Source organism: Phenylobacterium sp. GW823-FHT02A09 (genome assembly GCF_058797775.1).
Map to the genome: position 1 here is coordinate 1,146,387 of NZ_JBXAJZ010000001.1, position 26,142 is coordinate 1,172,528.

Sequence of the window (26,142 nt, forward strand, 5' to 3'; positions counted from 1 at the left end):
ATAGCACTCGCCCCTTCCCCTCGCTCGCGGCTTTCGGACTCTCACGTCACGGGGTTCGATGAGGCTTGCATTCAAACGCGCGTTCGAAATAGCCTCGCTCGCATATTTTAGAGATTAGGGAGCGACCCAATGAAACTTTACGGCGCGCCGATGCCGGCGCCGAACCCCCGCCGCGTGCGGATCTTCCTGGCCGAAAAGGGCGTCGACCTGCCCGAGACGCCGGTCAACATGATGAAGCGCGAGCACAAGTCGGCCGACTTCCGGGCCAAGAACTCGATGGGCCAGCTGCCGGCTCTCGAACTGGACGACGGCACCTGCATCTCCGAGACCGTCGCGATCTGCCGCTATTTCGAAGAGACCCACCCCGAGCCGCCGCTGTTCGGCCGCACGGCGGTCGAGAAGGCGCTGGTCGATCAGTGGATCCGCCGCGTCGAGTTCGCGGTGATGATGCCGGTCGGCAACTTCTGGCGCCACGCGCACCCCTATACGGCCGCGCTGCTGACCCAGTTCAAGGACTTCGGCGAGTCCAACAAGGAGACCTACCAGGGCGCCCAGAAGTACCTGGACCGCGAACTGGAGGGACGCGAGTTCCTGGTCGGCGACAGCTACACCATGGCTGACATCTGCCTGCTCTCGACGGTCGACTTCGCCGAGTGGATCGGCCTGCCGGTCGAAGACGAGTTCGCCAACCTCAAGGCCTGGCGTGAGCGGGTGAAGGCCCGGCCGAGCGCCGACGCCTAGGCCGCGGCGGCCTTGGTGAGCCCCCGATACGCGACCGCGGCGGGGGCGATCACCACGGCGTAGTAGATCGCCGTCAGCCAGCCCGAGATCAGCAGATAAAGCACCGTGGTCAGGGAAAAATAGGACTGCAGGGACGTGCTGTCCGGGTTGAACATCTTGCCCGCCGCCTGGATGTCGCCCCCCTGGGTGATCGCCACCGCGGCGGTGAAGATTACCAGCACCAGCAGCGACATGGCGATGATGCCGCAGATCGCCAGCAGGTAGGCGCCGGTCAGCTTCCAGAACTGGCCCTTGGTCAGCCGCCAGGAGTCGAAGATCGCCAGGCGGTGTTCAGCGAAGGTGATGGCCGGAGCCAGCGACAGCCGGACGGCGGTGTAGAACAGGACGCCGAGGATGAAGAACTCGATGACGATGCCCATCATCGCGCCCGCGCCCTGACCGGCGATCATCATCACCAGCGCGGCGATCAGCCCAGCGACCAGCACCGCAGCAATGATCGCGACGACCGCCAGCAGGAAGTAGACGAAGGTCAGCAAAACGAGCCGAACCTCGTCCATGCCCAGCTTGAGGAACGCGAAGCCGCGGTCTTCGGGGCGCAGGGTCACCCGATAGACGGCCGCCGCCATCAGGCACTGGAACAGCAGACCGAAGATCATCATCGGAAACAGCACCGACACCATCTGGCCCAGCGCGGCAGGATCAGGCGTCTCGGCCGGCCCTGCCTCGAGCAGGGCGCTGGCCTCGCGACCGGCGGTGGTCAGGTAGATTGCGCTGCAAACGCTGACGAGGAAGCACAGCACCGCCCAGACGAGGACCGTCCTTGGGCGTTCGCGCGTCAGTCGGAAACCCTCGAAAGCGGCGTCAGTCGCCGAAAACGCGCTCATCTCAATCCTCTGGCCGAGCCGTCGTCATAACGAGTCGGCCGCTGTTTGGCTGCGGATTCTGGTGGGCGGCTTCAACCTTCGCAAGGCCCCGCTCGCGAAGTGTTACGATCGTTGCTAGATAGCCACGCATGTCGATCCAACCAGTTCATATCGTCGGCGGGGGCCTGGCCGGTTCCGAAGCCGCTTGGCAAGTCGCCCAGGCCGGAGTTCCGGTCGTGCTGCATGAGATGCGCCCGGTCCGAAAGACCGACGCGCACCAGACCGACGGCCTGGCCGAACTGGTCTGTTCCAACTCGTTCCGGGCCGACGACTGGACCGGCAACGCGGTCGGGCTGCTGCACCATGAGATGCGCAAGCTGGATTCGATCATCATGGGCTGCGGCGACGCCAACCAGGTGCCGGCCGGCGGCGCCCTGGCCGTTGACCGCGACGGCTTCTCGCAAGCCGTCACCGCCCGGCTGGAAGCCCACCCGCTGATCACCATCGAACGCGAAGAGATCGCCGGCCTGCCCCCGGCCGAGTGGGACAACGTCATCGTCGCCACCGGGCCGCTCACCTCGCCGGCCCTGTCCGAAGCGATCCTGCAGCTGACCGGCGAAGGCGAGCTGGCCTTCTTCGACGCCATCGCCCCGATCGTGAACTTCGAGTCGATCGACATGGACGTCTGCTGGCGTCAGTCGCGCTACGACAAGGCCGGTCCGGCCGGCGACACCGCCGCCTACATCAACTGCCCAATGGACAAGGACCAGTACGAGGCCTTCATCGACGCCCTGCTGGCCGGTCCGAAGTCCGAGTTCAAGGACTGGGAGAACGTCCCCTATTTCGACGGCTGCCTGCCGATCGAGGTGATGGCCGAGCGCGGCCGCGAAACGCTGCGCCACGGTCCGATGAAGCCGGTCGGCCTGACCAACGCGCACAACCCCGAGGTCAAGGCCTACGCCGTCGTCCAGCTGCGCCAGGACAACGCGCTGGGCACGCTGTGGAACATGGTCGGCTTCCAGACCAAGCTGAAGCACGGCGCCCAGACCGAGATCTTCCGGACCATTCCGGGCCTGGAGAAGGCGGTGTTCGCGCGGCTCGGCGGTCTGCACCGCAACACCTTCCTGAACAGCCCCAAGCTGCTCGACGGCCAGCTGCGGATGAAGAACCAGCCGCGGCTGCGCTTCGCCGGCCAGGTGACGGGCGTCGAAGGCTATGTCGAGAGCGCGGCCGTCGGTCTGCTGGCCGGCCGCTTCGCCGCCGCCGAGCGCCTGGGCGCTCCGATCGAGGCCCCGCCCGCGACCACGGCGCTGGGCGCCCTGATCGGCCATATCACCGGCGGCCACATCGACGCCGGCAAGGGCTCGTTCCAGCCGATGAACATCAACTACGGCCTGCTGCCGCCGCTGGACGCCGCCGGCCCCAAGCGCCGCGACGACGGCAGCCGCATCGGCGCCAAGGAGCGCGGCCGCAACAAGAAGCTGGCGGTGGGCGAACGCGCCCTGGCCGATCTCGACGCCTGGGTCGCCGGCGCGCCGGCCCTGGCCGCCGAGTAGCTAGAGCCGCCCGCGGGCGCTGGCCCAGAACAAGCGCAGGCGGGCCTCCAGGTCGGAGGCGCGCCGGCCCTGGGCGCGAACCCGCGCCAGGGTGGCGTGAGCGACGGCCGGAAACGCGGCCACCGACACCCCCTGCCCCGCCGCGAGCGCCTCGGTCAGCGCCGCGTGGGCGGCCTCGCCTTCCATGCCGGCGGTGCCCATGAGCAAGCCGACCGCCCATGCCTCCCCCGCGCGTTCGGCGCGGATGAGGTCGGCCTGGGGATCCAAGATCAGCGCGACAGCGCGGGCGGCCCCGCCGGCGGAGCCTCGCGCCCATTCCAGGGCGTCGGCCAGGTTCATCGGCGCGGGATCGAGCTCGCGGTAGCGCGCGTCGATCATCGCCTCCAGCGGCTCGCGCGGCAGGGCGTGACGGCCGATGGCCCCGGCCAGCGCCTGGGCGGTGGGATGCTGGCGGACAGGGCGGCCCTCGAACACCTCGTCCAGCACTTCGCGCCACCAGGTCAGGCGGATCTCGCCCATCAGGGCGTTGGAGGCGACCTTTGGCGCGCGTGCGAGCTCATAGTCGAAGGCGTAGACCGCCATGGCGTCGGCGCGAGCCGCCGGGTCGGCGATGAAGCGGCTGGACAGCCAGCGCTCGGGATCGAGTCGGCGGGCCTGGTCGTCGAGGTCGGCGGCGGGTGGGGTTTCGGACATCACACACAAGCAAAAGGCCCGCCGGGTCGGGCGGGCCTTCCGATCTTAGACCTGTTCGGAAATTAGCCGAAGATGGTCTGGTTCATCGTCATGGTGACCAGCATCGGCAGCGACAGCAGCGTGTTGGTGCGCGAGAACAGCATCGCCACCTTGCCGGCCTTGGCCTTGGCGTCGGCGTCGCCGTCGACGATGCCCAGGGCGATCTTCTGGTTCGGCCAGATGAAGACCCAGACGTTGAAGAACATGATCGTCGCCAGCCACATGCCGACGCCGATGAAGGTGTGCTGCGGCACCGAGAAGCCGTCCAGCGCGCCCAGGGTGAAGGCCTGGAACAGGTAGCCGCGATTGAAGGCCAGGATCACGCCCATGATCCAGGTGGCCAGCGCCGCATAGCGGAACCAGAACAGCGCCTCGGGCGCGATGTACTTGGAGACGGCGGGCTTCAGCTCGGCCGGGATGTCCGGCATTTTCCGGATCTGGACGAAGTTGAAGTAGTACAGCAGCCCGATCCAGAGGATGCCGAAGAACGTGTGCATCCAGCGGAACACCGCCTGCCAGAAGATCGCGTCAGCCGAGCCGTAGTGGCTCATGTAACCAACGACCATGATCACGGCGAGCAGGAAGCTCACGATCATGGTGTTTCGGAAATTGGACAGCAGTCCCTGCATATCGATGCCCCTCTTGTTTCCAGCCCTTGGGGATCGGGTATAGGGCGCTTCGCAGCTGTCGAAAAGCCAAGCTTAGACGGCGATCAGAGCGGCCGCGAGCTTGCGGCCTTCAGCCGTGAGAATGTTGTAGAGCCGGCAGGCGGCCGGCGTATCCATGAATTCCAGGCCGATGCCGGCCCGTTGCAGGGCCTCGCGCACCGCCCGCGGCGGCAGGGCGTTGCGCAGCCCGGTCCCCAGCAGCACGAACTCCACCTCGCCGCGGCCAGCGGCGATGATCTCGGCGAGATGGTCGGGCGACAGTTCGCCCATCGTGCGGACGGGCCAGGAGCTGGCCTCGTCGCGCACGATCAGCAGGGAGCCCTCGTGGCGGCCGGTGGAGAGGCGGAAGCCGCCGTCTCCGTAGGCGTCGATCTGGGGGGCGTCCCTGGCCATGGCGCGCCTAGCGGGCGGCCGCGGGCTTGAGGGGCTCGGCGGGCTCGTCGCCGCGCTTCACACCCCAGAGCAGGATGATCGGCAGGGCCACGTAGATCGACGAATAGGTCCCGACGACGACGCCGAACACCATGGTGATGACCAGCGGGAACAGCACCGGACCGCCGAAGAACACCGCGCCCGACAGCGCCAGGATCGCCGTGGTGCCGGTGATCAGGGTGCGGGACAGACGCTCGTTCTCCGACTTGTTGATGATGTCGGCGAGCGGCGCGGTCTTGTACTTGCGCAGGTTCTCGCGAAGCCGGTCGAAGGTGATGACCTTTTCGTTCATCGAGTAGCCGATGACGGTGAGCAGCGCCGCGATCGACGTCACCGAGAACTCGAGATGCGTCAGCGACAGCATCCCCAAGGTCAGCAGCACGTCGTGGAACACGCCAACCACGGCGCCGAGGCCGAACTGCAGCTGGAAGCGGAACCAGATGTATAGCAGCATCAGGAACACCGCGACGCCCAGGGCCAGGAAGCCGCTGGTCATCAGCTCGCCAGAGACCTTGGGCCCGACGACCTCGACCTTCTTGAAGGTGATGCCCGGGAAGGTCTTGGTCAGCTCGTTCTTGATGCGCTGGGCGCCGTCGACGGGATTGACGCCCTCGGCGGTGCGGAAGCGCAGCATGGCGCTGTTGGGCGCGCCCATCTGCTGGACCTGGGCGTCCTCGCCGCCGACCCGCATCATGGTCTGACGCAGCAGGCCGATGTCAGCCGGGCCCACGGTCTGCACTTCGATCATCGAACCGCCGATGAAGTCGATGCCCAGGTTCAGGCCCTTGGTGAAGAACGACACGCCCGAAAGCGCGATGAGGATCGCCGAGAAGATCGCGGCGTAGGGCGCCAGACGCACGAAGTTGAAGTGGAACTCGCGCGGCAGCAGTCGGATCAGAGGCCACATGTTCTCAAATCCTAGACGATCGGCAGCGCCTTCGGCCGGGTGGCGCGGAACCACAGACCGATAAGCACTTGAGTGATGACGACGGCGGTGAACACCGAGGTGATGACCCCGATGAGCAGCGTCCAGGCGAAGCCGCGGATCGGACCGGAGCCGAACTGGAACATGATCAGCGCGGAGATGGCGCTGGTGATGTTGGCGTCCATGATCGAGACTAGGGCCAGCGAGTAGCCGTGCTCAAGCGATGCTATGGGCGTCCTGCCAGCATGGGCCTCGTCCCGTATCCGCTCGTAGATCAGCACGTTGGCGTCGACGGCCACGGCCAATGTCAAAATCAGACCGGCGATGCCGGGGAATGTCAGCGTCGCCTGTGTGAGCGACATGATCCCCAAGATCAGCAGCACGTTGACGATCAGCGCGATGGCCGAGAACACCCCGAACAGCCCGTAGGCCAGGATGATGAAGACGATGATCGCGACGCCGCCGATGGCCAGCGAGATGATCCCCGCCTTCACGGCGTCGGCCCCGAGCTCGGCGCCGACGGTCGATTGCTGCTCGACCTTCAGCGGAGCCGGCAGGGCGCCGGCGCGCAGCAGGATCGCCAGGTCGTTGGCGCTTTGCGGCGTGAAGCTGCCGCTGATCTGGCCGTTGCCGCCGGTGATCGCGCTCTGAATGACCGGAGCCGAGATCACCTTGCCGTCGAGGACGATGGCGAAGCGCTTGCCGAGGTTCTGCGACGTCGCGTCGGCGAAGCGGCGCGCGCCCTGGCCGTTGAAGCGGAACGACACGACCGGCTGGCCCGATTGCTGGTCGAACTGCTGTTGGGCGTCGGTCAGCATTTCGCCGGTGACCAGCGCGCGCTTCTTCAGGACATACGACTGCGAGAAACCGTCGTCGGCCGGATAGACCTGCGAGCCGGGCGGCACGCGGCCGGCGGCCAGGTCTTCCGGGGTGACCGTCTCGTCGACCATCTGGAAGGTCAGCTTGGCGGTCTGGCCGATCACGTCGCGCAGGCGCTGCGGATCGCTCTCGCCCGGGGCTTGAACCACGATGCGGTTGACGCCCTGACGGACGATGGTCGGTTCCTTGGTGCCCAGTTCGTCGATCCGGCGGCGCAGGATCTCGATCGACTGATCGACGGCGCGGCCGGCCTCGGCGTTCATCGCGTCCTGCGACAGCGACAGCACGATGCGCCCGCCGCCGGCCGAGGACACCGTGATGCCGCTTCCGCCCGGCGTCGCGGCCGAAGCCGCCGCGACGGTGCTGCGCAGCTTGTTGACCGCGGTATTGGCCTGGGCCGGGTCGTTGACCAGAACGCTGACCTGGTCGTTGACCAGGCGCAGTTCGGCAAACGGGATGTTGGCTTCGCGCAGTTGGGTGCGCACGTCTTCCAGCAGGTTCGAGAGCCGCTCCTGCTTGAGCGCCGCAGTGTCCACTTCCAGCAGGAGGTGCGAGCCCCCCTGCAGGTCCAGGCCGAGATTGAGCGTCTGCTTGGGCATGAAGCCCGGCAGGCTGTCACGCACGTTGGCGGGCAGCACATTCGGCAGAGTGAACACCACGCCGAAGATCGCCGCGAACACGACGGCGATCACCTTCCAGCGCGAAAGATTGATCATGTGTACTTCGAGCCCTTAGGCCTTGGAGTCGTTGGCGGGAGCCGGCTCGCCGCGGACGCGGACCTCGGCGATCATGCCCTTCACCACCTTGATGGTGACGCCTTGGGCGATTTCGAGGCCGATCTCCTTGTCCTCGACGCGCACGACCTTGCCGATCACGCCCGAGTTCAGCACGACGGTGTCGTTGCGCTTCAGGTTGGTGATCATCTGCTGGTGCTGCTTCATCCGGCGCTGCTGCGGGCGGATCATCAGGAAGTAGAAGAGAACGACCAGGCCCACGAGCGGCAGGAACTGGATCAGCATAGCCTCCGTACCGCCGGTGGCGGCGCCGGCGGCGGTCTGGGCGAAGGCGGGAGTGGCGAACATGGCGCTCCGAAGCTCAATAGTCGGGCGCGTCTCGGCCCGGTTTTTCAGGTCGGCGGAAGCTATGCGCTGCGTCTTCGTTTTGCAATGGAAGCGCCGTGCGGCTAAGCACCTTCGCCATGGAAGACGCGTTGAAACCAGTTCTCGTCCGCATCGCCGAAGCCCTTGAACGACTGGCGCCGCCGGCCAAGGTAGCCCCCTCGTTCGACGGGGCGCGATTGTTCCGCCACGATCCCGTGACCGGGGCCTTTCACCCCGCCCCCGACTATCCGCTGCCGCTCGAATCCCTGCTGGGCATCGAGCGCCAGAAGGACCGGTTCCTCGAGAACCTGCAGCGTTTCGCCAAGGGACTGCCCAGCAACCACGTCCTCCTCTGGGGCGTGCGCGGCACGGGCAAGAGCTCGATCTCCAAGGCCGCGTTCATGCAGGTGTCGCAGACCGCGCCGGACCTGAAACTGGTCGAGGTCGACCGCGATCAGGTGACCGAGCTGCCGTCGCTGTTCGACGAGCTGCGCGGACGTTCGGAGCGCTTCGTGGTGCTGTGCGACGACCTTTCGTTCGAGGAAGGCGCGGCGGCCGCCAAGGCCCTGAAGTCGGCGCTGGAAGGCGGCGTTTCCGGCCCGCCGAGCAACGTGCTGTTCGTGGCGACCTCGAACCGTCGCCATCTGATGCCGCGCACCAACACCGAGGACCGCGGCCTGGTCGCCTCGGCCGAGGACGCCGAAGAAGAAGTCAGCGTGTCGGACCGCTTCGGGCTGTGGATCGGCTTCCCGCCGATGGATCAGGCCACCTACCTGGCCGCGGTGAACGCCTATGCGAAACGCTATGAGCTGACCGATCCGGATCTCGACCGCCGCGCCTTGCAATGGGCGCAGCTGCGCGGCTCGCGCTCCGGGCGCGTCGCCTACCAGTTCATCCGCGACCTGGCGGGCGAACAGGGCAAGCACCTGCCGCTGTAGGCGAAGCTTCCCTCCCCCGCCGGGGAGGGAAATTCATCACTTCGGCAGCACCAGCTTGGGATCGATCGGCCGGGCGCGCTCCTGCGGCGTCGGGGCGTAGCGCACTTCGAAGTGCAGCTGCGGCTCGGAGACGCCGCCGGTCGAGCCGACCTGACCCACCTGCTGCCCCTGCACGACCTTCTGCTGCATCTTCACGTCGACGCGCGCCAGGTGACCGTACGCGGTCACCCAGCCGTCGGCATGCTTGATCAGCACGAGATTGCCGAAGCCCGGCACCTGGTCGCCGGCGTAGACGACGTCGCCGGCCGCCGAAGCGCGGACCGTCTCGCCCTGCGAGGAGCGGATGTTGATGCCGTCGTTGCGCTGGCCGGTGCCCTTGGGGCCGTAGTCCGAAACCAGATCGCCACGCACCGGCCAGACGAAGCGACCGCGTCCGAAGCTGGAAATCTGGGCGTCGGTCGGCGTGCCGCTGGTGGGCGCCGGTGAACTCGGGGCCGGCGTCGAAGGCTTCGGCGGCGGCGGCGGCGGCGGCGCGGGTCGGGCCGGGGTCGGATAGGCGGGCGCCGGCGTCGTCGCAGGCGGCGGCGTGTACGGCGGCGGGGTCGTGGTCGCCGGCGGCGTGTAGGGCGGCGGCGTATAGGCTGGCGGCGGCGCCGGCGTCGGACGCGGCGCGGCGACTTCCTCGCGGATCGGTCCGCGGTCGCGGTAACCAGCCGGCAGAATCACCTGGCGGCCAGCCTTGATCGACGCCCCGACCCGCAGGCCGTTGGCGTCGGCCAGGGCCTTCTGGGTGACGCCGAAGCGACGGGCGATCAGGGCCATGGTGTCGCCCTGCCCGGCCACGTAGGCCTTGGCCTTGGTCTCCGGCCCCTTGAGCACCTGACCAGGCTGCAGCGCGTAAGGCGCCTTCAGCTTGTTGTCGTCGGCCAGGTCCTTGCGGGTGGTGTCGAGGCTGCGAGCGATGGCGTCGAGGTTGTCGCCCTTCTTGACGGTGTAGGTCTTGGGCTTGCCGGCGGTGTCGACAACCTTGCCGGTCACGCGCATCCGCACGGTGGTCGCGGGCTCGCCCACGACGGGCGGCGGCGCAGGCTGGGTGACGCGGGGCGGCGTATACGGCGGGGTGCTCGCAGGCGGCGTGTACGGCGGCGTAGCGGTCGGCGGCGGCTCGTAGCCGCTGGACGCGACCGGGACCTGGGTGCGGACGACCGTCGGCCCCTTGTCCTTGTATCCGTCCGGCAGGATCAGGCGCTGGCCGGGCGACAGCGGCGCGTCGACCTCGCGCTCGTTGGCCTCGGCGATCGCCGCGGCGCCGACGCTGAAGCGGCGGGCGATGGCGAACAGCGTGTCGCCGGATTCCACCACATAGGCCTTGCTGTTGGCCGTGCGCGGGCCCTTCAGCACCTGGCCGGGACGCAGGGCGTACGGCGCCTTTAGATTGTTGTCCTCGGCGAGCTGCTTGCGGTCGGTGCCCAGCGTGCGCGCGATGGCGTCGAGGTTGTCGCCCTTCTTGACCGTGTAGTCCTTGGCCGGACCGGCGGTATCGACCACGCGGCCGGCGACCGTGGTGCGGGTGATCGTCTGCATGGCCGGCGGCGCAGGCGGCAGGGCCGGCGTGGTCGTCGGCGGCGGCAGCGGGCGCGCCGGCTGGATGCTGGGCAGCGGCGTGGTCGAGACCGGCGGCGTCGGCCGCGCCTCGGGCAGCGGCTCGGCCGGACGCACGGCCGGCGGTGTCGCCGGCGGCGGTTGGCTAGGCGCGGGATTGGGCCTGGTCGGGAAGTTCGGGCGTACCGGCTCGACCGTGGTGCAGGCGGTCAGCGCCGTGCCGGCCAGGAGGAACAAAACCGTACGCGAAAGAGAAAGCGTCATCGCCGCTCCGGAGAACATTGGATCGGAATCAGTCGAGGCGTCAGGGTTAATGATGGGTTACGGCCGACGCCCAGGCCACCCAATTAGTCGCTCCTCACGGCTCCTTGGCGACGCCGTCGAGCAGAGGAACGAAGCGGACGTCGGTCATGTGTTCGGCCCGGAAGCCGCCCGCCCCGTCGCCGAGATAGCGGATCAGCTTCTGCACCGGGCCCTTGCCGACGGGCGCCACCAGGATGCCCGAGGGTTTCAGTTGTGAAAGCAGGGCCTTGGGCTCATCCGGCGCCGCCGCTGTGACCAAAATGCGGTCAAAAGGCGCCTGCTCGGGCCAGCCCATCCCGCCGTCGCCGAAGCGGGTGATGATGTTGGTCAGGCCGAGCTGCTTGAAGCGGGCCTCGGCCTCGCCCAGCAGGGTGCGGTAGCGCTCGACCGTGTACACAAGCCGCGAGATCTTCGAGAGGATGGTGGTCTGGTAGCCCGAGCCCGTGCCGATCTCCAGCACGCGCGAACGCGGCTCGACCTGCAGCGCCTGGCTCATCAGGCCGACGATGAACGGCTGGCTGATCGTCTGGCCGCAGGCGATCGGCAGGGCCGAATCCTCGAAGGCCCTTTCCTTGAAGAGGTCTGGGGTGAACAGCTCGCGCGGGGTCGACTCAAGCGCGGCCAGCACGGCCGGGTCGCCGACGCCCTGGGCGCGCAGCGACAGCACCAGTCGTGCGAGTTGGACGTCCCGCCCCTCTTCGCCGTTGTCGTCTTGCTTGCCCATATCCGCCTCAGGCCTTCGGCGGCGCGCCCCCGAGCACGCCCTTCAGGCGAAAGACGGTTTCGGCGTGAGTCAGGTCGATATGCAAGGGGGTGACGGAAATCTTACCGTCGTAAATGGCCCGCAGATCGGTCCCGTCGGCCGGCTGCGACATTTCGTGGCGGAAGCCCATCCAGTAATAGTCGCGGTTGCGCAGGTCGGTGCGCTTCTCGGCGTGACGAACCGCCACATCCCGGAAGGTCTGCCGCGTGACCTCGACCTCGGTGATCGCGTCCGGGTCCCGCGAGGGGAAGTTGACGTTCATCACCACGTCCTTGGGCCAGCCGATTTCGACCAGCCGCTTGACGATGCCGGGGCCGAAGCGCTCTGCCGGCGCGAACATGTCCTGGCCATCGACGAGCGGCCAGCCGGTCTGCGACAGGGCGATCGACGGAATGCCCATGGCCATCCCCTCGATGGCGCCGGCGACGGTGCCCGACAGGGTGACGTCCTCGGCCAGGTTGGCGCCGCGGTTGACCCCCGACAGCACCAGGGCCGGCTTCAGGCCGCCCATCAGTTCGGTCACGGCCAGCATCACGCAGTCGGTCGGCGTGCCAGTGGTGGCGAAGCGGCGGTCGTCCAGCTTCCGCACACGCACGGGATCGGACAGGGTCAGGGCGCGGCTGGCGCCCGACTGTTCGTATTCCGGCGCGCAGATCCAGACGTCGTCGGTCAGGGCGCGGGCGATGTTCTCCAGCGCGACGAGGCCTTCAGCGTGGATGCCGTCGTCGTTGGTCAGGAGGATTCTCATTCGCCACCGATATGCGTCAGGCCGGGAAGATAGCGGTGCAGCGCCTGCGGGATGGCGATGCGGCCCTTCTCGTCCTGATAGTTCTCCATGACAGCCACAAGCGTGCGGCCGACGGCCAGGCCCGAGCCGTTGAGGCTGTGGACGTAGCGGGTGCCCTTCTCGCCGGCTTTCTTGGTGCGGGCGTTCATCCGCCGGGCCTGGAAGTCCCCGCAGTTCGAGCAGGAGCTGATCTCGCGATAGCGGCCTTCCGACGGGATCCAGACCTCGAGATCGTAGGTCTTGCGCGCGCCGAAGCCCATGTCGCCCGTGCAGAGCAGCATGGTGCGGAACGGCAGTTCGAGCGCCTTCAGCACCGCCTCGGCGCAGCCGACCATCCGCTCGTGCTCTTCCTCGGACTTGTCGGGGGCGGTGATCGAGACCAGCTCGACCTTGTAGAACTGGTGCTGTCGGATCATACCGCGGGTGTCGCGGCCCGAGGCGCCGGCCTCGGAGCGGAAGCACGGCGTCAGCGCGGTCATGCGCAGCGGCAGCTCTTCCTCGGCGACGATCTGGTCCATGACCATGCTGGTCAGCGGCACTTCCGCCGTCGGGATCAGCCAGCGGCCGTCAGTGGTCTTGAAGAGGTCGTCGGCGAACTTCGGCAGCTTGTCGGTGCCATAGGCGGCCGCGTCGTTGACCAGCAGCGGCGGCGAGACCTCGGTGTAGCCGTGCTCCTGGGTCTGCAGGTCGAGCATGAACTGGCCGATGGCCCGTTCCAGCCGCGCGATCTGCCCCTTCAGCACCACGAAGCGCGCGCCGCTCATGCGGGCTGCGGCCTCGAAATCGACGAAGCCGAGGCTCTCGCCCAGGTCGACGTGGTCCTTCGGGTTGGAGATCGCGAAGGGCTCGCCCCAGCGGCGCGCCTCGACGTTGTCGTGCTCGTCAGCGCCGACCGGCACGTCCGGCAGCGGGATGTTCGGCAGCGCGGCCAGCAGGTCGTGCAGCTCAGCTGACACGGCGCGCTCGACCTCGGCCTGCTCGGCCAGCACGCCCTTGACCTGTTCGACTTCGGCCATCAGGCGCTGGGCCTCGGCCTCGTCCTTCTTGGCCTTGGCCTGGCCGATCAGCTTGGAGGCCTCGTTGCGGCGGCTCTGGGCGGTCTCCAGCGCCAGCTTGGCGGCGCGAAGCTTGGCGTCCAGTTCGACGGCCTGGGCGGCGGCGCCCGATCGGCCCTTCGAAGCCCACGCCTGCTCGTAAAGCTCCGGGGTTTCGCGAATGGCTCGGATATCGTGCATGGGGCCGCCACAGGTGAGAGTGAGCGGACTTCTCTAGTGCGCGTTGGTAGGGGCGCCAAGGGCGGGCGCCGCCCTAGCCCGTCGCCCGCACGCCGTTGCTAAGCTCTACTGCGCCTGACATTGATCGCCGCTTGCAGGGAGCGACCGATGAACTGGCGGATCAAGGCGGCGGCGTTGGCGGCGACCGGGGCGATGCTCGCAAGCGCGGCGAGCGCAGCGCCGAGCGAACGCGTTGTGACCTTCAATGTCATGGGCGACGATATTCGCACCCCAATTCCAGCCGGCCTGTGCGAGGTCCGCGGCGAGCACGTCGCCCTGGCGCAGATGCTGGCGGCGGGCGACGAGCAGAACCTCACCTTCATGACCCTCTACGACTGCGCGGCGATGGACCGGGGCGAGACCTCGGCCAACTACGTCCTCATCAAGGCCCCCAGGAACAGCCTGCGCGCCAGGATCGAACGTCCGGAGCTGCTTGAGATGATGGGCGCCATCCCCCCATCCGAACTGGCCGCCGCGCTGGACAAGGACAAGATCGACGCCAGCGCCAACAAGAGCCTCAGCCAGGTGTTCGGAATGAAGGGCGAAATTCAGAGCAGCATTCAGCCCGTCGACCGCGACGAGACAGGGTACTATCTCGCCGGCGTCCTGAAGCTACAGGTTGACGAGAAGCCAAGCACCTCGGTCGTGGCGGTCGCGATCACATCGATCAAGGGGCACGTGCTGAGCTACAACGTCTACAATAACGGCGACAAGGCTTCGGACATCGCGGCGGTTTTGACCCGCGCCAAGACCGATGTCTCTCACTGGATCGCCGCAAATCCGACGGTCCCCTAGACCGCCACCACGTCCGTGCCGGCCTCGTCCTCTTCGCGCTTGCGGCGGATCTCGATCAACCGCACGCACCAGATCGAGATTTCGTAGAGCAGGATGATCGGCACCGCGAGCATGGTCTGGCTGATCGGATCGGGCGGGGTGACGACGGCGGCGACCACGAAGACGCCGACGATGGCGTAGCGGCGGCCGCTCGACAGCGCCTTGGACGAGATCAGTCCCGCCATGCCCAGCAAGGTCAGCACCACCGGCAGCTGGAAGCAGAGGCCGAAGGCGAGCAGCAGCGTGGTCACCAGGCTCAGATAGTCCGAGACCTTGGGCAGCAACTCGACCGTGACGCCGGCGTCGCCGACGATCTGCTGGGACAGCGAGAACCACAGCACGAACGGCAGAATGACGTAGTAGACCAGCGCCGCGCCCATCAGGAACAGGGTCGGCGAGGCCAGCAAGAACGGCAGGAAGGCCTTGCGCTCGCGCTTGTAGAGCCCCGGCGCGACGAAGCCGTAGACCTGCCAGGCCAGCACCGGGAAGGTCAGGACGACCGCACCGAAACCGGCCAGCTTCAGCTTGGTGAAGAAGAACTCCAGCGGCGCGGTGAAGACCAGCTTCAGCTTCTCGGCGCCGGCGACGTCGGGCACTTCGCGCGCGCCGATCAGGGCCAGGAACAGATCCTTGGTCCCGGAGAGGAACTTGGCGATGTCGAAACCCGCCGCCTGCTGGGCGTGGGCCGCCTGCTCGGCCGCCAGCAGTTGGGCGGCGATGGCGAACGGATGCAGGAGGAACATGTAGATCTGCTTGGAGAACCCGAAGCAGATGGCGAACCCGATGGCCATGGCCAGCACGCAGACGATCAGGCGCGAGCGAAGCTCGACCAGGTGATCGAGAAGCGGCGCGCGCGAGGCCTCGATCTCTGACTCGTCTTGTTCGTAGGAATTGCTCACGCCTTGGCTCCCGCCTTGGGCTTGGCGGCCGTCTTCGGCTTGGCCTTGGGGGCCTTGGGCGCAGACGCCTTGGCCGCCGCAGGCTTGGCGGCGGCTTGCGTCTTGGGCTTTGCGGCGCGGGCCTTCGGCTTGGCCTCCTCGACGATCGGCGCGGCGACCGGCTCCGGCTCGGCCGACGGCTCATAGGCCTGGCTGACCGAGGGCGGGAACTGGACGCCGCCGCCCTGCAGGCTGTCGCCGATCTCCTTGAAGACCTGATCGACCTGGGCCTTGGAAGCGTCGGCCGCCGCCGAGTCGGCCAGCTGGCCGCGGCGCATGGCCTCGACTTCCTTGCGCAGCTCGTCCAGCTCGGACTGGCGCGCCATCTCGTCGAAACTGGCGCGGAATTCGTTGGCCATGCCGCGGATCTTGGCCGTGAACTGGCCGAGCTTGCGCAGCATCACAGGCAGGTCCTTGGGTCCCACGACGATCAGAGCGACCGCCGCGATGACCAGGAGTTCAAGCCCGCCGATCTCGGGAAGCATTCGTGAGGCAGCCTAGACGTAAGAGCCCGCGCCGGTCGGAACCGGCGCGGGCGAAATGGTCGATGGGACGGACGCGGTTAGCCGCGCGCTTCGTCCTTCTCGCGCTCGGTGTTCGGCAGCGGCTTGCTCTCCGCGGAGGTCGGCTCGTCCTTCAGGCCGTCACGGAACGCGCGGATGCCCTTGGCCGCGTCGCCCATGATGCCCGAAAGCTTGCCGCGGCCGCCGAACAGCAGCGCCACGACCACCAGAACGATCAGCCAGTGCCAAATCGAAAATGAGCCCATCAGGCCAAACTCCTTAACGTCGGCGGCCATTCGCGGCCGCGCGCCCGCCCCCTGTTGAGAACGGAATATAGTCGGTCACGCTGCAAGACGCCAACGCGTCCTACTGCGCCGGATCGTCCTCGCCCAAGAAATCGGTGTGGAACTCGGGCGCCTCGTCGTCTCCGAGCGGGTCTTCCTCGGGCATTCCGAGCCCCGCGGGGTTGGGAACGTTGAAGTCCGGCGGCAGGTCGAGGCTGAGCAGCCCGGCCGCCTTCATCTCGGCCACCCCGGGCAGATCGCCGAGGTTCGCGAGGCCATAGTGCTCGAGAAAGGCGTCGGTGGTGCCGTAGGTCACCGGACGACCCGGCGTCCGACGGCGGCCGCGCATCCGCACCAGTCCGAGTTCCAGCAATACGTCGAGCGTGCCCTTGCTGGCCTGAACGCCACGCACCGACTCGATCTCGGCGCGGGTGACAGGCTGGTGATAGGCGATGATCGCCAGGGTCTCCTGGGCGGCCTTCGAGAGGCGTCGCGGCTCCTCGCGCTCCTCGGTCATCAGGAAGGCGAGATCTTCGGCGGTCTGGAAGCGCCAGCGGCCGGCGATGCAGGCCAGCTCGACGCCCCTGCCCTCGTAGGTCTGCTGCAAGGCGGCGATCGCCGCCGGCACGTCGGCGTTGGCCGGAAGCCGCTTGGCGAGATCCTCCAGGCTGAGCGGACCGGCCGCGGCGAACAGCAGCGCCTCGATCTGGCGTTCGGTGTCGCCGCTCATGGCCGCAACTCCTTGCGGGCGCGCAGATAGATGTCTGCGAAGGCTTCGAGCTGGCGGGTCTCGAGCGCGCCCTCCTTCACCAGTTCCAGGCTGGCCGACAGGGTCGAGGCCACATAGGAGGCCTGGCTCGGCCCCTCGCCGGTCGGCCGCAGCGGCGCAACGCCGGTCAGCGGGGTCCAGCGCTCGAGGTCGGGCAGCATGTGGCGCAGGCGGTCGCGGGCGTCCTCCAGCGGATAGGCCTGCTGGACGCGGGGCGTGTAGTGGCGGCCCTGCTCCTTGCGGCGCTGGTCGATATAGGCGCTCATCAAGCCGTAGAGATCGCCTTCCAGGCGGGTCGAGGGCACGACCTTGATCGCCTCCGGGTCGCCGCGGACGAAGACTTCTCGGCCGAGCTGGGCCCCGTCGCGCAGGGCGTCGGCGGCCTTGCGCATGGCGTCCAGCTTCGCCAGCCGGAACGCCAGTTGAGCGGCCATCTCCTCGGCCGGAAGTTCTTCGGCCTTGGCCTTCTCCGGCTTGGGCAGCAGCAGCCGAGACTTCAGATAGGTCAGCCAGGCGGCCATCACGAGATAGTCGGCGGCCAGCGAGAACCGCACGCGCCGCGCCTGCTGAACGAAGCTGAGGTACTGGTCGGCCAGCTTGGTGATCGACAGCTGCAGCAGGTCGACCTTCTGATTGCGGGCCAGGGCCAGCAGGACGTGCAGCGGCCCTTCGTAGCCGTCGATGTCGATAACCAGCGCATCGCCGTCCTCGGCCGCGGTGTTCGCGGCTTCGAAGTCGAGCGTGGGCTGGAAGCCGCTCACGCGGCCCACCTGCCGTCGAAGGCGGCGTCGAACCGGGCGCGAGCTTCGTCGAGGTCGAAGGGCTCGGGAACCTTGGCCAGCCGGCCGAGCGCGGCCTTGGCGCGGCGCAGGGCCTGGCCGGACAGCGGCTTGGTTCCGGCCAGCACGGCCTTCATCTCGGCCATGTCGCCGTTGCAGTGCAGGACCACGTCGCAGCCGGCGGCCAGGGAGGCGCGGGCGCGGCCGGCGAACTCGCCGCCGAGCGCCTTCATCGACAGGTCGTCGCTCATCACCAAGCCGTCGAAGCCGATCGTCCCGCGGATCACCTGGCGCATGGCCTTCTTCGAGGTCGTCGCCGGCAGCTTGGCGTCGACGGCCGCGTAGACGACGTGCGCCGTCATCGCCATCGGCATGTCCGAGAGCATCTTGAAAGGCGCGAAATCCCAGGCATCGAGCTCATCGTAGGACGTGTCGACCACCGGCAAGTCATGGTGGCTGTCGGCCATCGCCCGGCCGTGACCGGGAATGTGCTTGATCACCGGCAGCACGCCGCCGGCGATCAGGCCTTCGCAGGCCGCGCGGCCAAGCAGCGCTACCCCATCCGGGGTCTTGGCGTAGGCGCGGTCGCCGATGACGTCGTGGGCGCCGGCGACCGGCACGTCGAGCACCGGCACGCAGTCGACATTGATCCCCAGCGCGGCCAGATCAGAGGCGAGCAGGCGCGCGCCCAGGCGGGTGATCTCCCGCCGCAGCAGCGGATCGTTGGATGGCAGTTCGCCATAGGCGCGGCCCGGCGGGTAGCGCCGCCAGTGCGGCGGCCCCAGGCGCTGGACCCGGCCGCCTTCCTGGTCGATCAGCACCGGCGCATCGGGCCGGCCGACCGTGGCGCGCAGCTGGTCGACCAGCTTGCGCACCTGGTCGGGCGTCTCGACGTTGCGGGCGAAGAGGATGAACCCCCACGGCTGCACGTCGCGGAAGAAGGCCTCCTCCTCCCGCGTGAGCGTCAGCCCCGAGCAGCCGAGGATCGCGGCGCTGGTCACTTCACGAAGCAGTTCTTGCCGGCCGCCTTCAGCTTGTCGCAGAAGGCCGAAGCGTCGGCGCGGCTGGCGAAGCCGGTGACCTGGGTGCGGTAGAGCGTCGAGGTCCCCTTCTGGACCGCCTCGACCTTCTTGCCCTTACCGGGCGCGCCCGCAACGGCCTTGCTCCATTCCGAATCCGCCAGCGCCTGCGACGAGAAGGCGCCGATCTGCACCGCGGCCGGACCGCCTGCAGCCGCAGGCTTGGGCGCCGGCGCCTGGGCCAGGGCCGCGTCGATCGACTTCGGAGCCGGAGCGGCCGGCGGCGTCACCTTGGTGACCGGCGCGGCCGGCGGAGCGACGGCCGGACGCAGGCCGCCCGAAGTGGTCGGGCCGATCGGGGCGGCCGAGACCGGCGACGTCGGGGCCGGACGCGGCGGCGGCTGCACGGTCACCGGAGCCGGGCGGGCCTGCGGCGTTTCCGGCGGCGCGGTGAAGTTCGGCGCGGCCGGCGCCTCCGAGCCATCCTCGGAGTGATAGATCTGCAGGCCGGCGGCCGGATCGGCGGGCTGAGCCTCGGCCGGCGGCGCGGCCTTCATCTCGGCGACGGGCGCGCCGACGGTGCGCGGCGCTTCGCCGGCCTCGCGCACGCCCGAGCGGTAGAACATCACGATGGCGACGACGAGCGCGATGAGAACCAGCGCGCTCAGGATCAGCATGACGGGCGCGGGACCGCCGCCCCGCACCGGTTGGCGCGCGTCGAAGGACAGCGGCGCGTCGGTCGGGGGCGTATAGGCGCCGCGATCGGGGTCGGACATGGAAGGCTCCGAAAAGGACTCGGTGGCCGCAGCGCGAATCGCGCGCGGCGTTTCGGTGAGTTTACCGAAGGGAACCGGGCTTCGAAGCCAGCCCTACGCCTAATTCCAGACGTCGAGGTGGAAAAGTCGGCGGTGCTCTTCGATGGCGAACCGGTCGGTCATCCCTGCGATGTAATCGCAAACTATTCGCGCCCGCCCGGCCTCGTCGCGGTTCTGCGAGCGAGCGAACCACTCGGTCGGCAGGACGTCGGGTTCGGCCATGAACAACTGGAACATCTCGGCAAGAATGCGGCGGGCCTGACTGCGCGTTCGATTGACCTTCCAGTAGCGATACATGCGGTTCATCAGGAACTCGCGCAGGCGCGACAGGTCCTCGCTCATGTCTCGCGAAAAGGAGACGAGCGCATGGTCCATGTTGCGCACGTCCTCGGGCGTTGCGACCTTGGCCTCCAGGGCGCGGCGATGGGTCTCAGCCAAAACGTCGTCGACCATGGCCCCGATCATGCGCCGGACGGCCTCCAGGCGCGTGATCACCGGATCGACGCCCGGATAATCCTTGTAGACCCCGGCCAGGATCGGTCCGATCAGCGGCACGTCCAGCAGGTCGTCGAGGGTGAACAGGCCGGCGGCGACGCCGTCGTCGACGTCGTGATTGTTGTAGGCGATGTCGTCGGCCAGGGCGGCGACCTGGGCCTCGGCCGACGCCCAGGTCGACAGGCGCAGGTCGTAGTCCTTGTTGAACTCGGCGATCGAGGCCCACGACGGTCGGTCCAGCTTATCGGCGACCGGCCCGTTGTGCTTGATGATCCCCTCCAGGGTTTCCCAGGTGAGGTTCAGGCCGTCCCAGCCCGGATAGCGGCGCTCGAGCTTGGTGACGACCCGGAAGGTCTGCACGTTGTGGTCGAAGCCGCCGTACTTCTCCATCTGGATCTGCAGCTCGTCTTCGCCGGCGTGGCCGAACGGCGGATGGCCGAGATCGTGAGCGAGCGCGATGGTTTCGGCGAGGTCGGCCTCGAAGCCCAGGGCCGTGGCGACCGAGCGGGCGATCTGCGCCACTTCCAGCGAATGGGTCAGGCGGGTCCGGAAATGGTCGCCTTCGTGGGCGACGAAGACCTGGGTCTTCTCCTTGAGTCGCCGGAACGCCGTCGCATGTATGATCCGGTCGCGATCGCGCGCGAACGGCGTGCGGGTCCGGCTCTCCGGCTCGGAAACCTTGCGGCCCAAGGACTTGGCGGGATCTTCGGCGTAGGGCGCGCGGGGCGGAAGGATCATCGGGTCTCAGTTTGACGACGCCCTCTTGGACGAAGGGCTTGGCGATCTCATATAGTCCAGGCAGAGGTTTTCCGCAGTATGACTACGACCGAACTCACACTCTCGCCCGCCGCCGCCAAGCGGCTGCACGAAATCGGCGCCGCAGAAGGCAAGCCGATCATGCTGCGCATCGCCGTCGAGGGCGGCGGCTGCTCCGGCTTCCAGTACCAGTTCGACCTGGTCGACGCCGCAGAGCCCGACGACCTGAAGATCGAGCGCGACGGCGCGGCGGCCCTGGTCGACGAGATGTCGCTGGTCCTGCTGAAGGGCTCGGAAATCGACTTCGTCGACGAACTCGCCGGCGCCGAGTTCAAGGTCCGCAACCCCAACGCCAAGTCCAGCTGCGGCTGCGGCGTCAGCTTCTCGATCTAGCCCGAATCAAAAAGGGCGGGAGCCCTGGCCCCCGCCCCTTTCGAGTCCTTAGCGCGAGGGCTCGAGCTTGGTGTTCAGCACCCAGCCGACGTTGTCGTTCTCGTCGGCGACCTCCCACCAGAGGCCTTCCTTCTGGCCGGTCGGATAGACGATCGCGCCCGGGTTCAGGGCGCGCACCAGCGCGCCCTTGGCGTCGGGCGAGCGGCGCATGTTGACCGGCGCGGTGGCCGTGAAAGTCTTGGTCGGCGAAGCCTGGGCCGAGCCGGCCGAGTTGGCCACCAGGCCCAACTCATTGACCATCTTCGAATAGGCCTGGATGAAGGACAGGGTGACGATGCGCCCGGTCTCGGTGTCTTCGTAGCCGCCGCCGACGGCGCCGCCGAAGCCGGTCGAGCCGAAGCCGCCGCCGCCGGCGCTCCAGCCGATGTCGTTCTTCACCGCGTAACCGTCGGTCACCGCCACGGTTTCCGTGGTGCGAACGTTGGTCAGCGACAGCACGGTGTTGGCTTCCAGCTTGCGGGTCTTGATCCCACCGACCAGCGCGCCGGCGGTGCCGCCGATCAGGCCGCCGGCGATGCCGGCCAGCGCCGAGCCGCCGGCATTGCCGTCAGCCGCCTGCAGTTCAGCCACGAGCACGTAGTCGGCGGCCTTGATCTGGCCCTGGCCGACGTTCGAGCCGCGCTGCATGCCCAGGCCCGTGCCGATGTCGCGTTCGGCTTGCGCGGCGTTGAGGCCGGCGCCGCGGTCCACGAGGTTGAAGCAGCCCGAACGCTGGACGATGGAGCGGAGCAGCTTGGCCGGCGGGGCAAGATTGTACTGGTTCCAACCGCGCGGATCGTCGCCGTTGGTGATCGACAGCGTGCCGAGCTTGCGGGTGCAACGCGGCACCTCGGCCGACGCGGCTTCCTGCATCTTCTGGGCGTTAGACGCCTTGGCCGGACGGCCCTGAGCGAACGCACCAACCGGCGCCGCAGTCAGCACCGCTGCGCCGACCATGGCCAGCTTTGCGAAACGCGACATGAATACCCCCGTGCAATGACATTTGGTCGCAGGTAGCTAGACCATCATTGCGACGAGGTCACGTACGTTCGGAGGGGTTGAGCCACAGAGGCGGCGCCTCTAGCGTCCCGACCCCAAGCTGGAGCAGTCGATGCGCATCGCGACCTGGAACGTAAATTCTGTCAACGCACGCCTCGAAACGGTGCTGCGCTGGTTCGAGGAGGCCGCTCCGGACGTCGCCTGCCTGCAGGAGATCAAGTGCGTCGACGAGAAGTTTCCGGCCGAGGCGTTCGAGCGCCTCGGCTACAACGTCGCCGTCCATGGCCAGAAGACCTACAACGGCGTGGCGATCCTCTCGAAGGCGCCGCTGGAGGATGTCCGCAAAGGGCTGCCCGGGGACGATTCCGACGAGCAGGCGCGCTATCTCGAGGCCGTGATCAGCGGGCCGCGCCCGGTGCGGGTGGCCTCGATCTACCTGCCCAACGGCAATCCGATCAGCACCGAGAAGTTCGATTACAAGCTGAACTGGATGGCGCGCCTGAACGCCCATGCCCGCGAACTGCTGAGCTACGAGGAGCCGCTGGCCCTGGTCGGCGACTACAACGTCATTCCCGAAGCGCGCGACGCGGCCCATCCAGAGAACTGGCTGGGCGACGCGCTCTTCCAGCCGCAGAGCCGCGAGGCCTTTCGCGCCTTGCAGTGGCTGGGGTTCACCGAAGCCTACATGACCGCCGACGGCGCGCCCGGGGCCTACACCTTCTGGGACTACCAAGCCGGGGCTTGGCAGCGGAACAACGGCATCCGCATCGACCATGCCCTGCTCTCGCCCCAGGCGGCGGACCTGCTGCGCGGCTGCGTGATCCACAAGGACGTCCGCGGTTGGGACAAGCCGTCCGACCACGTCCCGCTGGTCGTCGAACTGGACGTCTAGTTCGTCGCAAAGCGGTTGCCGCAATTCCGGCCCGATCCTAGCTGCACCATGAGTTCATCGGAGGTGTTCCCCATGCGAGTTCTCCTTATTGCGACGCTCGCCCTGGCGGCGTCCGGCGCCCAGGCCCTGGCCCAGGACAGCGCGGCCAACGCCTCGGCCGCAGGCGGCGCGTCTTCGGAAGCGGCCGGTCACCTCGCCGCCGCCGGCGTGCAGGCGGTGGTCGGCGTCGCCGCCGTGCCCGTCAGCGCCGCGGCAGGCGCCTCGGTCGTCGGCGGCTCGGCAGTGGCGAGCGCAGGCGCGGGATCGGCGGCGGTCGGCGGCGGCATCTCGGAAGCGGCCGGCGCCTCGGCGGACTTCGCGTCCGGGCCGCTCAAGGTCGACGACAAGGTCGTCGTCTCGCCCGACCCGATGCCGGCTGTGCCCTACAACGCGCAGAAGCCGAATCCCTGATGAAGACTCTTCAAGCCGCCCTGGCCGCGGCGGCGCTCAGCGCCGCCGCCGTCCCCGCGAGCGCGCAGGACAGCTCGGTCCGCGCGATCTCCCCGCACCTCAGCGCCGAACAGGCCGCGGCCTTCTCCAAGCAGGTCGAGCGCGATCTGGCGTCCAAGGGCGCGCGGGTGGCGATGGTGTTCCGCGCCGGCCGCATGCGCGACCAGCTGCCTGAGGGCATCGCCTATACCCACGGCGCCTTCTGGGTCTATCGCGACATCAAGACCGCCGACGGCGGCACGATCAAAGGCTACGCGGTCTACAATCTCTACGCCGGCAACGGTTCGGACTGGTCCAAGACCGAGAGCCGGCTGGTGCAGGACTTCCCGCTGGACTTCACCCGCGGCTCCACCGTCGACGACATGGCGGTGATCATCCCGAGCCCGGAGATGCAGCGCCGCATCCTGGCTGTGATCGACAGCCCGACCTACCAGAAGGTCCACAACCCGGCCTACTCGCTGGTCGCCAATCCCTGGGCGCGCAAGTACCAGAACTGCAACAACTTCATGTTGAACGTCATCGGCGCGGCGATCTGGGAGACGGACGATCCGCAACGGATCACCGCCAACCTGAAGGCCCACTACAAGCCGACGGTCGTGAAGACCAACGCCGTCGTGCGGATGTTCGGGCCGATCGCCGACCAGCGGCTGCGCACCGACGATCAGGACGCCACGGTCCGGACCGCGACCTATGAGTCGATGGCCGAGTTCATGCGCGAGAACAACATGTTGCAGGAAGCCTACGTCTTCAACTTCCAGCGCTGAGCTTCTCCTGCCCGGCGTTCGGGGCTAGCGTGGCCGCAAGAAGCTGCTGGGAGATCGGGCGATGGGCGCGGTCGAACTGGTCGGGGTTGCGGCGAGCCTGAGCTTTCTGGCGGGCTGGCGCCTGTATGCCTGCATCGCGGCTGCCGGCCTAGCCATGCGCTTCGGACTCATCGACCTGCCGCAGAAGATCCAGGCGCTGGACGCGCTCGCCAACCCCTGGGTGATCGGCGTCGCCTGCCTGGGCGCGATCGCCGAGCTCGTCGCCGACAAGTTGATGTGGTTCGACAGTCTCTGGGACGGCGCCCACACCCTGATCCGCCCGCTGGGCGGGGCGCTGCTGGCGCTGGCCATCGTCGATGCGTCGGACCCGGCATGGCAGGTGGTGGTGTTCATGCTCGGCGGCGGCGCGGCTCTGCTCAGCCACAGCGCCAAGGCCAGCGCCCGCGCGGCGGTGAACACCAGCCCCGAGCCGGTCAGCAACATCGCCGTCAGCGGCTTCGAGGACGTGATGACCGCCGGCGGCCTGTGGCTGGTGCTGAGCCAGCCGCACATCGCCATTGCAGTGGCGACCGTGCTGCTGCTCTGCGCGGTCGGCGTGATCTATGTCAGCTGGCGCATTCTGAGGCGGCTCAAACGCTGGTGGTCGAGCGACCCCAGCACCTAACCCCTGAGCTTGCCGAGGATGTCGGCGATCCCGCCGAGGCCGCCCAGGCCGCCGCCGGCCGGGACCTGGCCGCCGGGGGTCAGATGATCGATCACCTGCGGCAGCACCTGAGCCAGCGTGTTCGCCGCTGTTTGCGGATCGACGCCGAGCTTGGCGGCGAAGTCGGCCAGCATGCCCGAAGACAGCACGGCCTGAATTTGCTCGGCCGAGACCGGCAGGTTGCCGCCGGTGGAGACCCAGGACTTGGCGATCTCGCCCAGGCCGCCCTGCTCGAAGGCCCCGAGCAGACCGCCGAGGCCGCCCTGCTGTTGGCCGAGAAGGTCGGTGATCGCGCCGATCGGCGATCCGTCGCCGCCCGCGCCGCCCAGAATGCTGTCCAGCAGACCCATGTCGCGCTCCTGTCGTGGTGACCTATCAGGCCGTCAGCTCATATGAGACACCAGCTGCGTGACACTTCAATCATTGGCTGGCGGCCGCTCTTCTCGGCTATGGCGAACGGCGCTAGCGTCAGCACATGAGCGAATGGCCCAGGCTTTTCCTGCTGTTGGCGCTGGCCGGCGTCGTCGTCACGCTGCTGGGCAGCGCGGCCGCCTGGCTGATGGACGAGGAACGCCGCATCCGGCGCGCGCTGAAGCGGGTGCTCAAGGGACCTGCCGAGGCGGTGATCATCGCCCGCGGGCGCGGGCGCGGCGCTGGCTTCAACACCTCGACGGGACTGATGGCCGTGGCCTGGGACGCCGGCGCCTGGCTGCTGATCTACCGCCTGGACGAGCTCATGGGCGCGGAGGTCATCGTCGACGGCCAAGTCGTGGCGCGGGCCTATCGTGGCGAGCCGCGGCGCACTCTGGACCAGACCCTGGAGCACGCCGCCCGCGTGACGCTGCGGCTGATCTTCGACGATCCACACCACCCCGACTTCGACCTGGACCTGTGGCTGGCCGGCGACGAGACGCGCCGACGCGCGATCTCGCCGGGCGACGCCATGCAGGAAGCCAACCGCTGGCTGGCGCGGGCCGAGGCGATCCTGCGCCGGCCGATCGCGCCGCGCGTCGCGGCGTCCATGCCAGGACCGGCGGCTGCGCCGCTCGACGACGAGGACGACGAGGAGCCGCCGTTCCAGCTGGGCAGCGACGAGCGGCTGCTGTGA

Annotated in this window: 31 protein-coding genes; 10 read left to right on the top strand and 21 right to left on the bottom strand. The window is 68.2% G+C overall.

All coding sequences use genetic code 11. The annotated features are described in order from the left end of the window. Window positions 1-129 precede the first annotated feature (129 nt). Window positions 130-741, top strand: coding sequence for a glutathione S-transferase family protein (locus tag AC1Q87_RS05695; RefSeq protein WP_436061791.1), 612 nt, complete (start codon window positions 130-132; stop codon window positions 739-741). Here the strand turns inward: AC1Q87_RS05695 and AC1Q87_RS05700 are convergent. Then, window positions 738-1,625: a hypothetical protein gene (locus tag AC1Q87_RS05700; protein WP_492607997.1), complete on the bottom strand. Its 888-nt coding sequence runs from the start codon at window positions 1,623-1,625 to the stop codon at window positions 738-740. The two genes, AC1Q87_RS05695 and AC1Q87_RS05700, sit on opposite strands and share 4 nt — an antisense overlap. Before the next feature lie 128 nt (window positions 1,626-1,753). Here AC1Q87_RS05700 and trmFO point away from each other — a divergent pair, with 128 nt between their 5' ends. After that, entirely contained in the window at window positions 1,754-3,160 is a 1,407-nt protein-coding gene (trmFO, locus tag AC1Q87_RS05705; protein WP_492607998.1) for a methylenetetrahydrofolate--tRNA-(uracil(54)-C(5))-methyltransferase (FADH(2)-oxidizing) TrmFO, read from the top strand. Here the strand turns inward: trmFO and AC1Q87_RS05710 are convergent, their stop codons facing one another. From AC1Q87_RS05710 to yajC, 6 genes are all read right to left on the bottom strand, one after another. Beyond that, on the bottom strand, window positions 3,161-3,853 hold the full coding sequence (locus tag AC1Q87_RS05710) for a squalene/phytoene synthase family protein (RefSeq protein WP_492607999.1): 693 nt from the start codon (window positions 3,851-3,853) through the stop codon (window positions 3,161-3,163). Between the two features lie 62 nt (window positions 3,854-3,915). After that, window positions 3,916-4,521: a urate hydroxylase PuuD gene (locus AC1Q87_RS05715; RefSeq protein WP_492608000.1), complete on the bottom strand. Its 606-nt coding sequence runs from the start codon at window positions 4,519-4,521 to the stop codon at window positions 3,916-3,918. 72 nt (window positions 4,522-4,593) lie between these two features. Next, window positions 4,594-4,953, bottom strand: a complete 360-nt coding sequence (locus tag AC1Q87_RS05720; protein ID WP_492608001.1) for an Mth938-like domain-containing protein — start codon at window positions 4,951-4,953, stop codon at window positions 4,594-4,596. A 7-nt stretch (window positions 4,954-4,960) separates the two neighbouring features. Beyond that, a complete protein-coding gene (secF, locus tag AC1Q87_RS05725; protein ID WP_492608002.1) occupies window positions 4,961-5,899 on the bottom strand; it encodes a protein translocase subunit SecF in 939 nt (312 codons plus the stop codon). Window positions 5,900-5,910: 11 nt separating this feature from the next. Continuing rightward, window positions 5,911-7,512 carry a protein translocase subunit SecD gene (gene secD, locus AC1Q87_RS05730; RefSeq protein ID WP_492608003.1) on the bottom strand — a complete coding sequence of 534 codons (1,602 nt, stop codon included), beginning with the start codon at window positions 7,510-7,512 and terminating at the stop codon, window positions 5,911-5,913. A gap of 15 nt (window positions 7,513-7,527) precedes the next feature. Next, a complete protein-coding gene (yajC, locus tag AC1Q87_RS05735; protein WP_436061799.1) occupies window positions 7,528-7,878 on the bottom strand; it encodes a preprotein translocase subunit YajC in 351 nt (116 codons plus the stop codon). 116 nt (window positions 7,879-7,994) lie between these two features. Here yajC and AC1Q87_RS05740 point away from each other — a divergent pair, with 116 nt between their 5' ends. Beyond that, window positions 7,995-8,834 carry an ATP-binding protein gene (locus tag AC1Q87_RS05740; protein WP_492608272.1) on the top strand — a complete coding sequence of 280 codons (840 nt, stop codon included), beginning with the start codon at window positions 7,995-7,997 and terminating at the stop codon, window positions 8,832-8,834. Between the two features lie 36 nt (window positions 8,835-8,870). Here the strand turns inward: AC1Q87_RS05740 and AC1Q87_RS05745 are convergent, their stop codons facing one another. From AC1Q87_RS05745 to serS, 4 genes are all read right to left on the bottom strand, one after another. Next, window positions 8,871-10,700: a LysM peptidoglycan-binding domain-containing protein gene (locus AC1Q87_RS05745; protein WP_492608004.1), complete on the bottom strand. Its 1,830-nt coding sequence runs from the start codon at window positions 10,698-10,700 to the stop codon at window positions 8,871-8,873. A 94-nt stretch (window positions 10,701-10,794) separates the two neighbouring features. Further along, window positions 10,795-11,463, bottom strand: a complete 669-nt coding sequence (locus AC1Q87_RS05750) for a protein-L-isoaspartate(D-aspartate) O-methyltransferase (protein WP_492608005.1) — start codon at window positions 11,461-11,463, stop codon at window positions 10,795-10,797. 7 nt (window positions 11,464-11,470) lie between these two features. Beyond that, on the bottom strand, window positions 11,471-12,250 hold the full coding sequence (gene surE / locus AC1Q87_RS05755) for a 5'/3'-nucleotidase SurE (RefSeq protein WP_492608006.1): 780 nt from the start codon (window positions 12,248-12,250) through the stop codon (window positions 11,471-11,473). Further along, window positions 12,247-13,524, bottom strand: a complete 1,278-nt coding sequence (serS, locus tag AC1Q87_RS05760; RefSeq protein ID WP_492608007.1) for a serine--tRNA ligase — start codon at window positions 13,522-13,524, stop codon at window positions 12,247-12,249. Before serS ends, surE begins: the two co-directional genes overlap by 4 nt. A gap of 147 nt (window positions 13,525-13,671) precedes the next feature. On the opposite strand from serS, the gene AC1Q87_RS05765 reads away from it, so the two are divergent. Then, the gene (locus tag AC1Q87_RS05765; RefSeq protein ID WP_492608008.1) at window positions 13,672-14,358 is read left to right on the top strand and encodes a hypothetical protein; all 687 of its coding nucleotides are present in this window, start codon (window positions 13,672-13,674) and stop codon (window positions 14,356-14,358) included. Here AC1Q87_RS05765 and tatC read toward each other — a convergent pair. The 8 genes from tatC to AC1Q87_RS05805 form a co-directional block, all read right to left on the bottom strand. Further along, window positions 14,355-15,296 (bottom strand): twin-arginine translocase subunit TatC, encoded by a 942-nt coding sequence (tatC, locus tag AC1Q87_RS05770; RefSeq protein ID WP_492608009.1) that lies wholly within the window; start codon window positions 15,294-15,296, stop codon window positions 14,355-14,357. The genes AC1Q87_RS05765 and tatC overlap by 4 nt on opposite strands. Continuing rightward, on the bottom strand, window positions 15,293-15,820 hold the full coding sequence (tatB, locus tag AC1Q87_RS05775) for a Sec-independent protein translocase protein TatB (RefSeq protein ID WP_492608010.1): 528 nt from the start codon (window positions 15,818-15,820) through the stop codon (window positions 15,293-15,295). The genes tatC and tatB overlap by 4 nt, the downstream gene beginning before the upstream one ends. 77 nt (window positions 15,821-15,897) lie before the next feature. Then, window positions 15,898-16,104 carry a twin-arginine translocase TatA/TatE family subunit gene (locus AC1Q87_RS05780; RefSeq protein WP_183769598.1) on the bottom strand — a complete coding sequence of 69 codons (207 nt, stop codon included), beginning with the start codon at window positions 16,102-16,104 and terminating at the stop codon, window positions 15,898-15,900. 100 nt (window positions 16,105-16,204) lie between these two features. Beyond that, window positions 16,205-16,852 carry an SMC-Scp complex subunit ScpB gene (scpB, locus tag AC1Q87_RS05785; RefSeq protein ID WP_492608011.1) on the bottom strand — a complete coding sequence of 216 codons (648 nt, stop codon included), beginning with the start codon at window positions 16,850-16,852 and terminating at the stop codon, window positions 16,205-16,207. Further along, window positions 16,849-17,652 carry a segregation and condensation protein A gene (locus AC1Q87_RS05790; protein ID WP_492608012.1) on the bottom strand — a complete coding sequence of 268 codons (804 nt, stop codon included), beginning with the start codon at window positions 17,650-17,652 and terminating at the stop codon, window positions 16,849-16,851. The genes scpB and AC1Q87_RS05790 overlap by 4 nt, the downstream gene beginning before the upstream one ends. Further along, a complete protein-coding gene (gene nagZ, locus AC1Q87_RS05795; RefSeq protein ID WP_492608013.1) occupies window positions 17,649-18,671 on the bottom strand; it encodes a beta-N-acetylhexosaminidase in 1,023 nt (340 codons plus the stop codon). Before nagZ ends, AC1Q87_RS05790 begins: the two co-directional genes overlap by 4 nt. Then, complete coding sequence (ftsN, locus tag AC1Q87_RS05800) at window positions 18,668-19,465, bottom strand: cell division protein FtsN (RefSeq protein WP_492608014.1); 798 nt, start codon at window positions 19,463-19,465, stop codon at window positions 18,668-18,670. The genes nagZ and ftsN overlap by 4 nt, the downstream gene beginning before the upstream one ends. A gap of 99 nt (window positions 19,466-19,564) precedes the next feature. Beyond that, a complete protein-coding gene (locus tag AC1Q87_RS05805) occupies window positions 19,565-20,737 on the bottom strand; it encodes a deoxyguanosinetriphosphate triphosphohydrolase (RefSeq protein WP_492608015.1) in 1,173 nt (390 codons plus the stop codon). A gap of 78 nt (window positions 20,738-20,815) precedes the next feature. Here AC1Q87_RS05805 and erpA point away from each other — a divergent pair, with 78 nt between their 5' ends. Further along, complete coding sequence (gene erpA, locus AC1Q87_RS05810) at window positions 20,816-21,148, top strand: iron-sulfur cluster insertion protein ErpA (RefSeq protein WP_492608016.1); 333 nt, start codon at window positions 20,816-20,818, stop codon at window positions 21,146-21,148. Between the two features lie 48 nt (window positions 21,149-21,196). Here erpA and AC1Q87_RS05815 read toward each other — a convergent pair whose 3' ends face one another. Then, on the bottom strand, window positions 21,197-22,168 hold the full coding sequence (locus tag AC1Q87_RS05815) for a CsgG/HfaB family protein (protein WP_492608017.1): 972 nt from the start codon (window positions 22,166-22,168) through the stop codon (window positions 21,197-21,199). 130 nt (window positions 22,169-22,298) lie between these two features. On the opposite strand from AC1Q87_RS05815, the gene xth reads away from it, so the two are divergent. The 4 genes from xth to AC1Q87_RS05835 all read left to right on the top strand — a co-directional run bounded on the left by xth (window position 22,299) and on the right by AC1Q87_RS05835 (window position 24,995). Then, entirely contained in the window at window positions 22,299-23,078 is a 780-nt protein-coding gene (gene xth / locus AC1Q87_RS05820) for an exodeoxyribonuclease III (RefSeq protein WP_492608018.1), read from the top strand. A 72-nt stretch (window positions 23,079-23,150) separates the two neighbouring features. Continuing rightward, entirely contained in the window at window positions 23,151-23,528 is a 378-nt protein-coding gene (locus AC1Q87_RS05825) for a hypothetical protein (RefSeq protein ID WP_492608019.1), read from the top strand. Next, entirely contained in the window at window positions 23,528-24,331 is an 804-nt protein-coding gene (locus AC1Q87_RS05830) for a DUF2145 domain-containing protein (protein WP_492608020.1), read from the top strand. Before AC1Q87_RS05825 ends, AC1Q87_RS05830 begins: the two co-directional genes overlap by 1 nt. Before the next feature lie 61 nt (window positions 24,332-24,392). Continuing rightward, window positions 24,393-24,995 carry a DUF4126 domain-containing protein gene (locus tag AC1Q87_RS05835; RefSeq protein ID WP_492608021.1) on the top strand — a complete coding sequence of 201 codons (603 nt, stop codon included), beginning with the start codon at window positions 24,393-24,395 and terminating at the stop codon, window positions 24,993-24,995. Here the strand turns inward: AC1Q87_RS05835 and AC1Q87_RS05840 are convergent. Next, a complete protein-coding gene (locus AC1Q87_RS05840; protein ID WP_492608022.1) occupies window positions 24,992-25,384 on the bottom strand; it encodes a YidB family protein in 393 nt (130 codons plus the stop codon). The genes AC1Q87_RS05835 and AC1Q87_RS05840 overlap by 4 nt on opposite strands. 125 nt (window positions 25,385-25,509) lie before the next feature. Between AC1Q87_RS05840 and AC1Q87_RS05845 the strand changes: the two genes are divergently transcribed. Further along, window positions 25,510-26,142 (top strand): hypothetical protein, encoded by a 633-nt coding sequence (locus AC1Q87_RS05845; protein ID WP_492608023.1) that lies wholly within the window; start codon window positions 25,510-25,512, stop codon window positions 26,140-26,142.

Coding starts and splice junctions, on each gene's coding strand:
- AC1Q87_RS05750 (WP_492608005.1), bottom strand. CDS start 11,463: ATGGGCAAGCAAGACGACAACGGCGAAGAGGGGCGGGACGTCCAACTC.
- surE (WP_492608006.1), bottom strand. CDS start 12,250: ATGAGAATCCTCCTGACCAACGACGACGGCATCCACGCTGAAGGCCTC.
- AC1Q87_RS05830 (WP_492608020.1), top strand. CDS start 23,528: ATGAAGACTCTTCAAGCCGCCCTGGCCGCGGCGGCGCTCAGCGCCGCC.
- AC1Q87_RS05765 (WP_492608008.1), top strand. CDS start 13,672: ATGAACTGGCGGATCAAGGCGGCGGCGTTGGCGGCGACCGGGGCGATG.
- erpA (WP_492608016.1), top strand. CDS start 20,816: ATGACTACGACCGAACTCACACTCTCGCCCGCCGCCGCCAAGCGGCTG.
- AC1Q87_RS05715 (WP_492608000.1), bottom strand. CDS start 4,521: ATGCAGGGACTGCTGTCCAATTTCCGAAACACCATGATCGTGAGCTTC.
- secF (WP_492608002.1), bottom strand. CDS start 5,899: ATGTGGCCTCTGATCCGACTGCTGCCGCGCGAGTTCCACTTCAACTTC.
- scpB (WP_492608011.1), bottom strand. CDS start 16,852: ATGAGCGGCGACACCGAACGCCAGATCGAGGCGCTGCTGTTCGCCGCG.
- AC1Q87_RS05700 (WP_492607997.1), bottom strand. CDS start 1,625: ATGAGCGCGTTTTCGGCGACTGACGCCGCTTTCGAGGGTTTCCGACTG.
- yajC (WP_436061799.1), bottom strand. CDS start 7,878: ATGTTCGCCACTCCCGCCTTCGCCCAGACCGCCGCCGGCGCCGCCACC.
- AC1Q87_RS05825 (WP_492608019.1), top strand. CDS start 23,151: ATGCGAGTTCTCCTTATTGCGACGCTCGCCCTGGCGGCGTCCGGCGCC.
- AC1Q87_RS05840 (WP_492608022.1), bottom strand. CDS start 25,384: ATGGGTCTGCTGGACAGCATTCTGGGCGGCGCGGGCGGCGACGGATCG.
- ftsN (WP_492608014.1), bottom strand. CDS start 19,465: ATGTCCGACCCCGATCGCGGCGCCTATACGCCCCCGACCGACGCGCCG.
- secD (WP_492608003.1), bottom strand. CDS start 7,512: ATGATCAATCTTTCGCGCTGGAAGGTGATCGCCGTCGTGTTCGCGGCG.
- trmFO (WP_492607998.1), top strand. CDS start 1,754: ATGTCGATCCAACCAGTTCATATCGTCGGCGGGGGCCTGGCCGGTTCC.
- AC1Q87_RS05695 (WP_436061791.1), top strand. CDS start 130: ATGAAACTTTACGGCGCGCCGATGCCGGCGCCGAACCCCCGCCGCGTG.
- AC1Q87_RS05710 (WP_492607999.1), bottom strand. CDS start 3,853: ATGTCCGAAACCCCACCCGCCGCCGACCTCGACGACCAGGCCCGCCGA.
- AC1Q87_RS05805 (WP_492608015.1), bottom strand. CDS start 20,737: ATGATCCTTCCGCCCCGCGCGCCCTACGCCGAAGATCCCGCCAAGTCC.
- AC1Q87_RS05845 (WP_492608023.1), top strand. CDS start 25,510: ATGAGCGAATGGCCCAGGCTTTTCCTGCTGTTGGCGCTGGCCGGCGTC.
- tatB (WP_492608010.1), bottom strand. CDS start 15,820: ATGCTTCCCGAGATCGGCGGGCTTGAACTCCTGGTCATCGCGGCGGTC.
- AC1Q87_RS05740 (WP_492608272.1), top strand. CDS start 7,995: ATGGAAGACGCGTTGAAACCAGTTCTCGTCCGCATCGCCGAAGCCCTT.
- AC1Q87_RS05780 (WP_183769598.1), bottom strand. CDS start 16,104: ATGGGCTCATTTTCGATTTGGCACTGGCTGATCGTTCTGGTGGTCGTG.
- AC1Q87_RS05720 (WP_492608001.1), bottom strand. CDS start 4,953: ATGGCCAGGGACGCCCCCCAGATCGACGCCTACGGAGACGGCGGCTTC.
- AC1Q87_RS05815 (WP_492608017.1), bottom strand. CDS start 22,168: ATGTCGCGTTTCGCAAAGCTGGCCATGGTCGGCGCAGCGGTGCTGACT.
- xth (WP_492608018.1), top strand. CDS start 22,299: ATGCGCATCGCGACCTGGAACGTAAATTCTGTCAACGCACGCCTCGAA.
- serS (WP_492608007.1), bottom strand. CDS start 13,524: ATGCACGATATCCGAGCCATTCGCGAAACCCCGGAGCTTTACGAGCAG.
- AC1Q87_RS05745 (WP_492608004.1), bottom strand. CDS start 10,700: ATGACGCTTTCTCTTTCGCGTACGGTTTTGTTCCTCCTGGCCGGCACG.
- AC1Q87_RS05835 (WP_492608021.1), top strand. CDS start 24,393: ATGGGCGCGGTCGAACTGGTCGGGGTTGCGGCGAGCCTGAGCTTTCTG.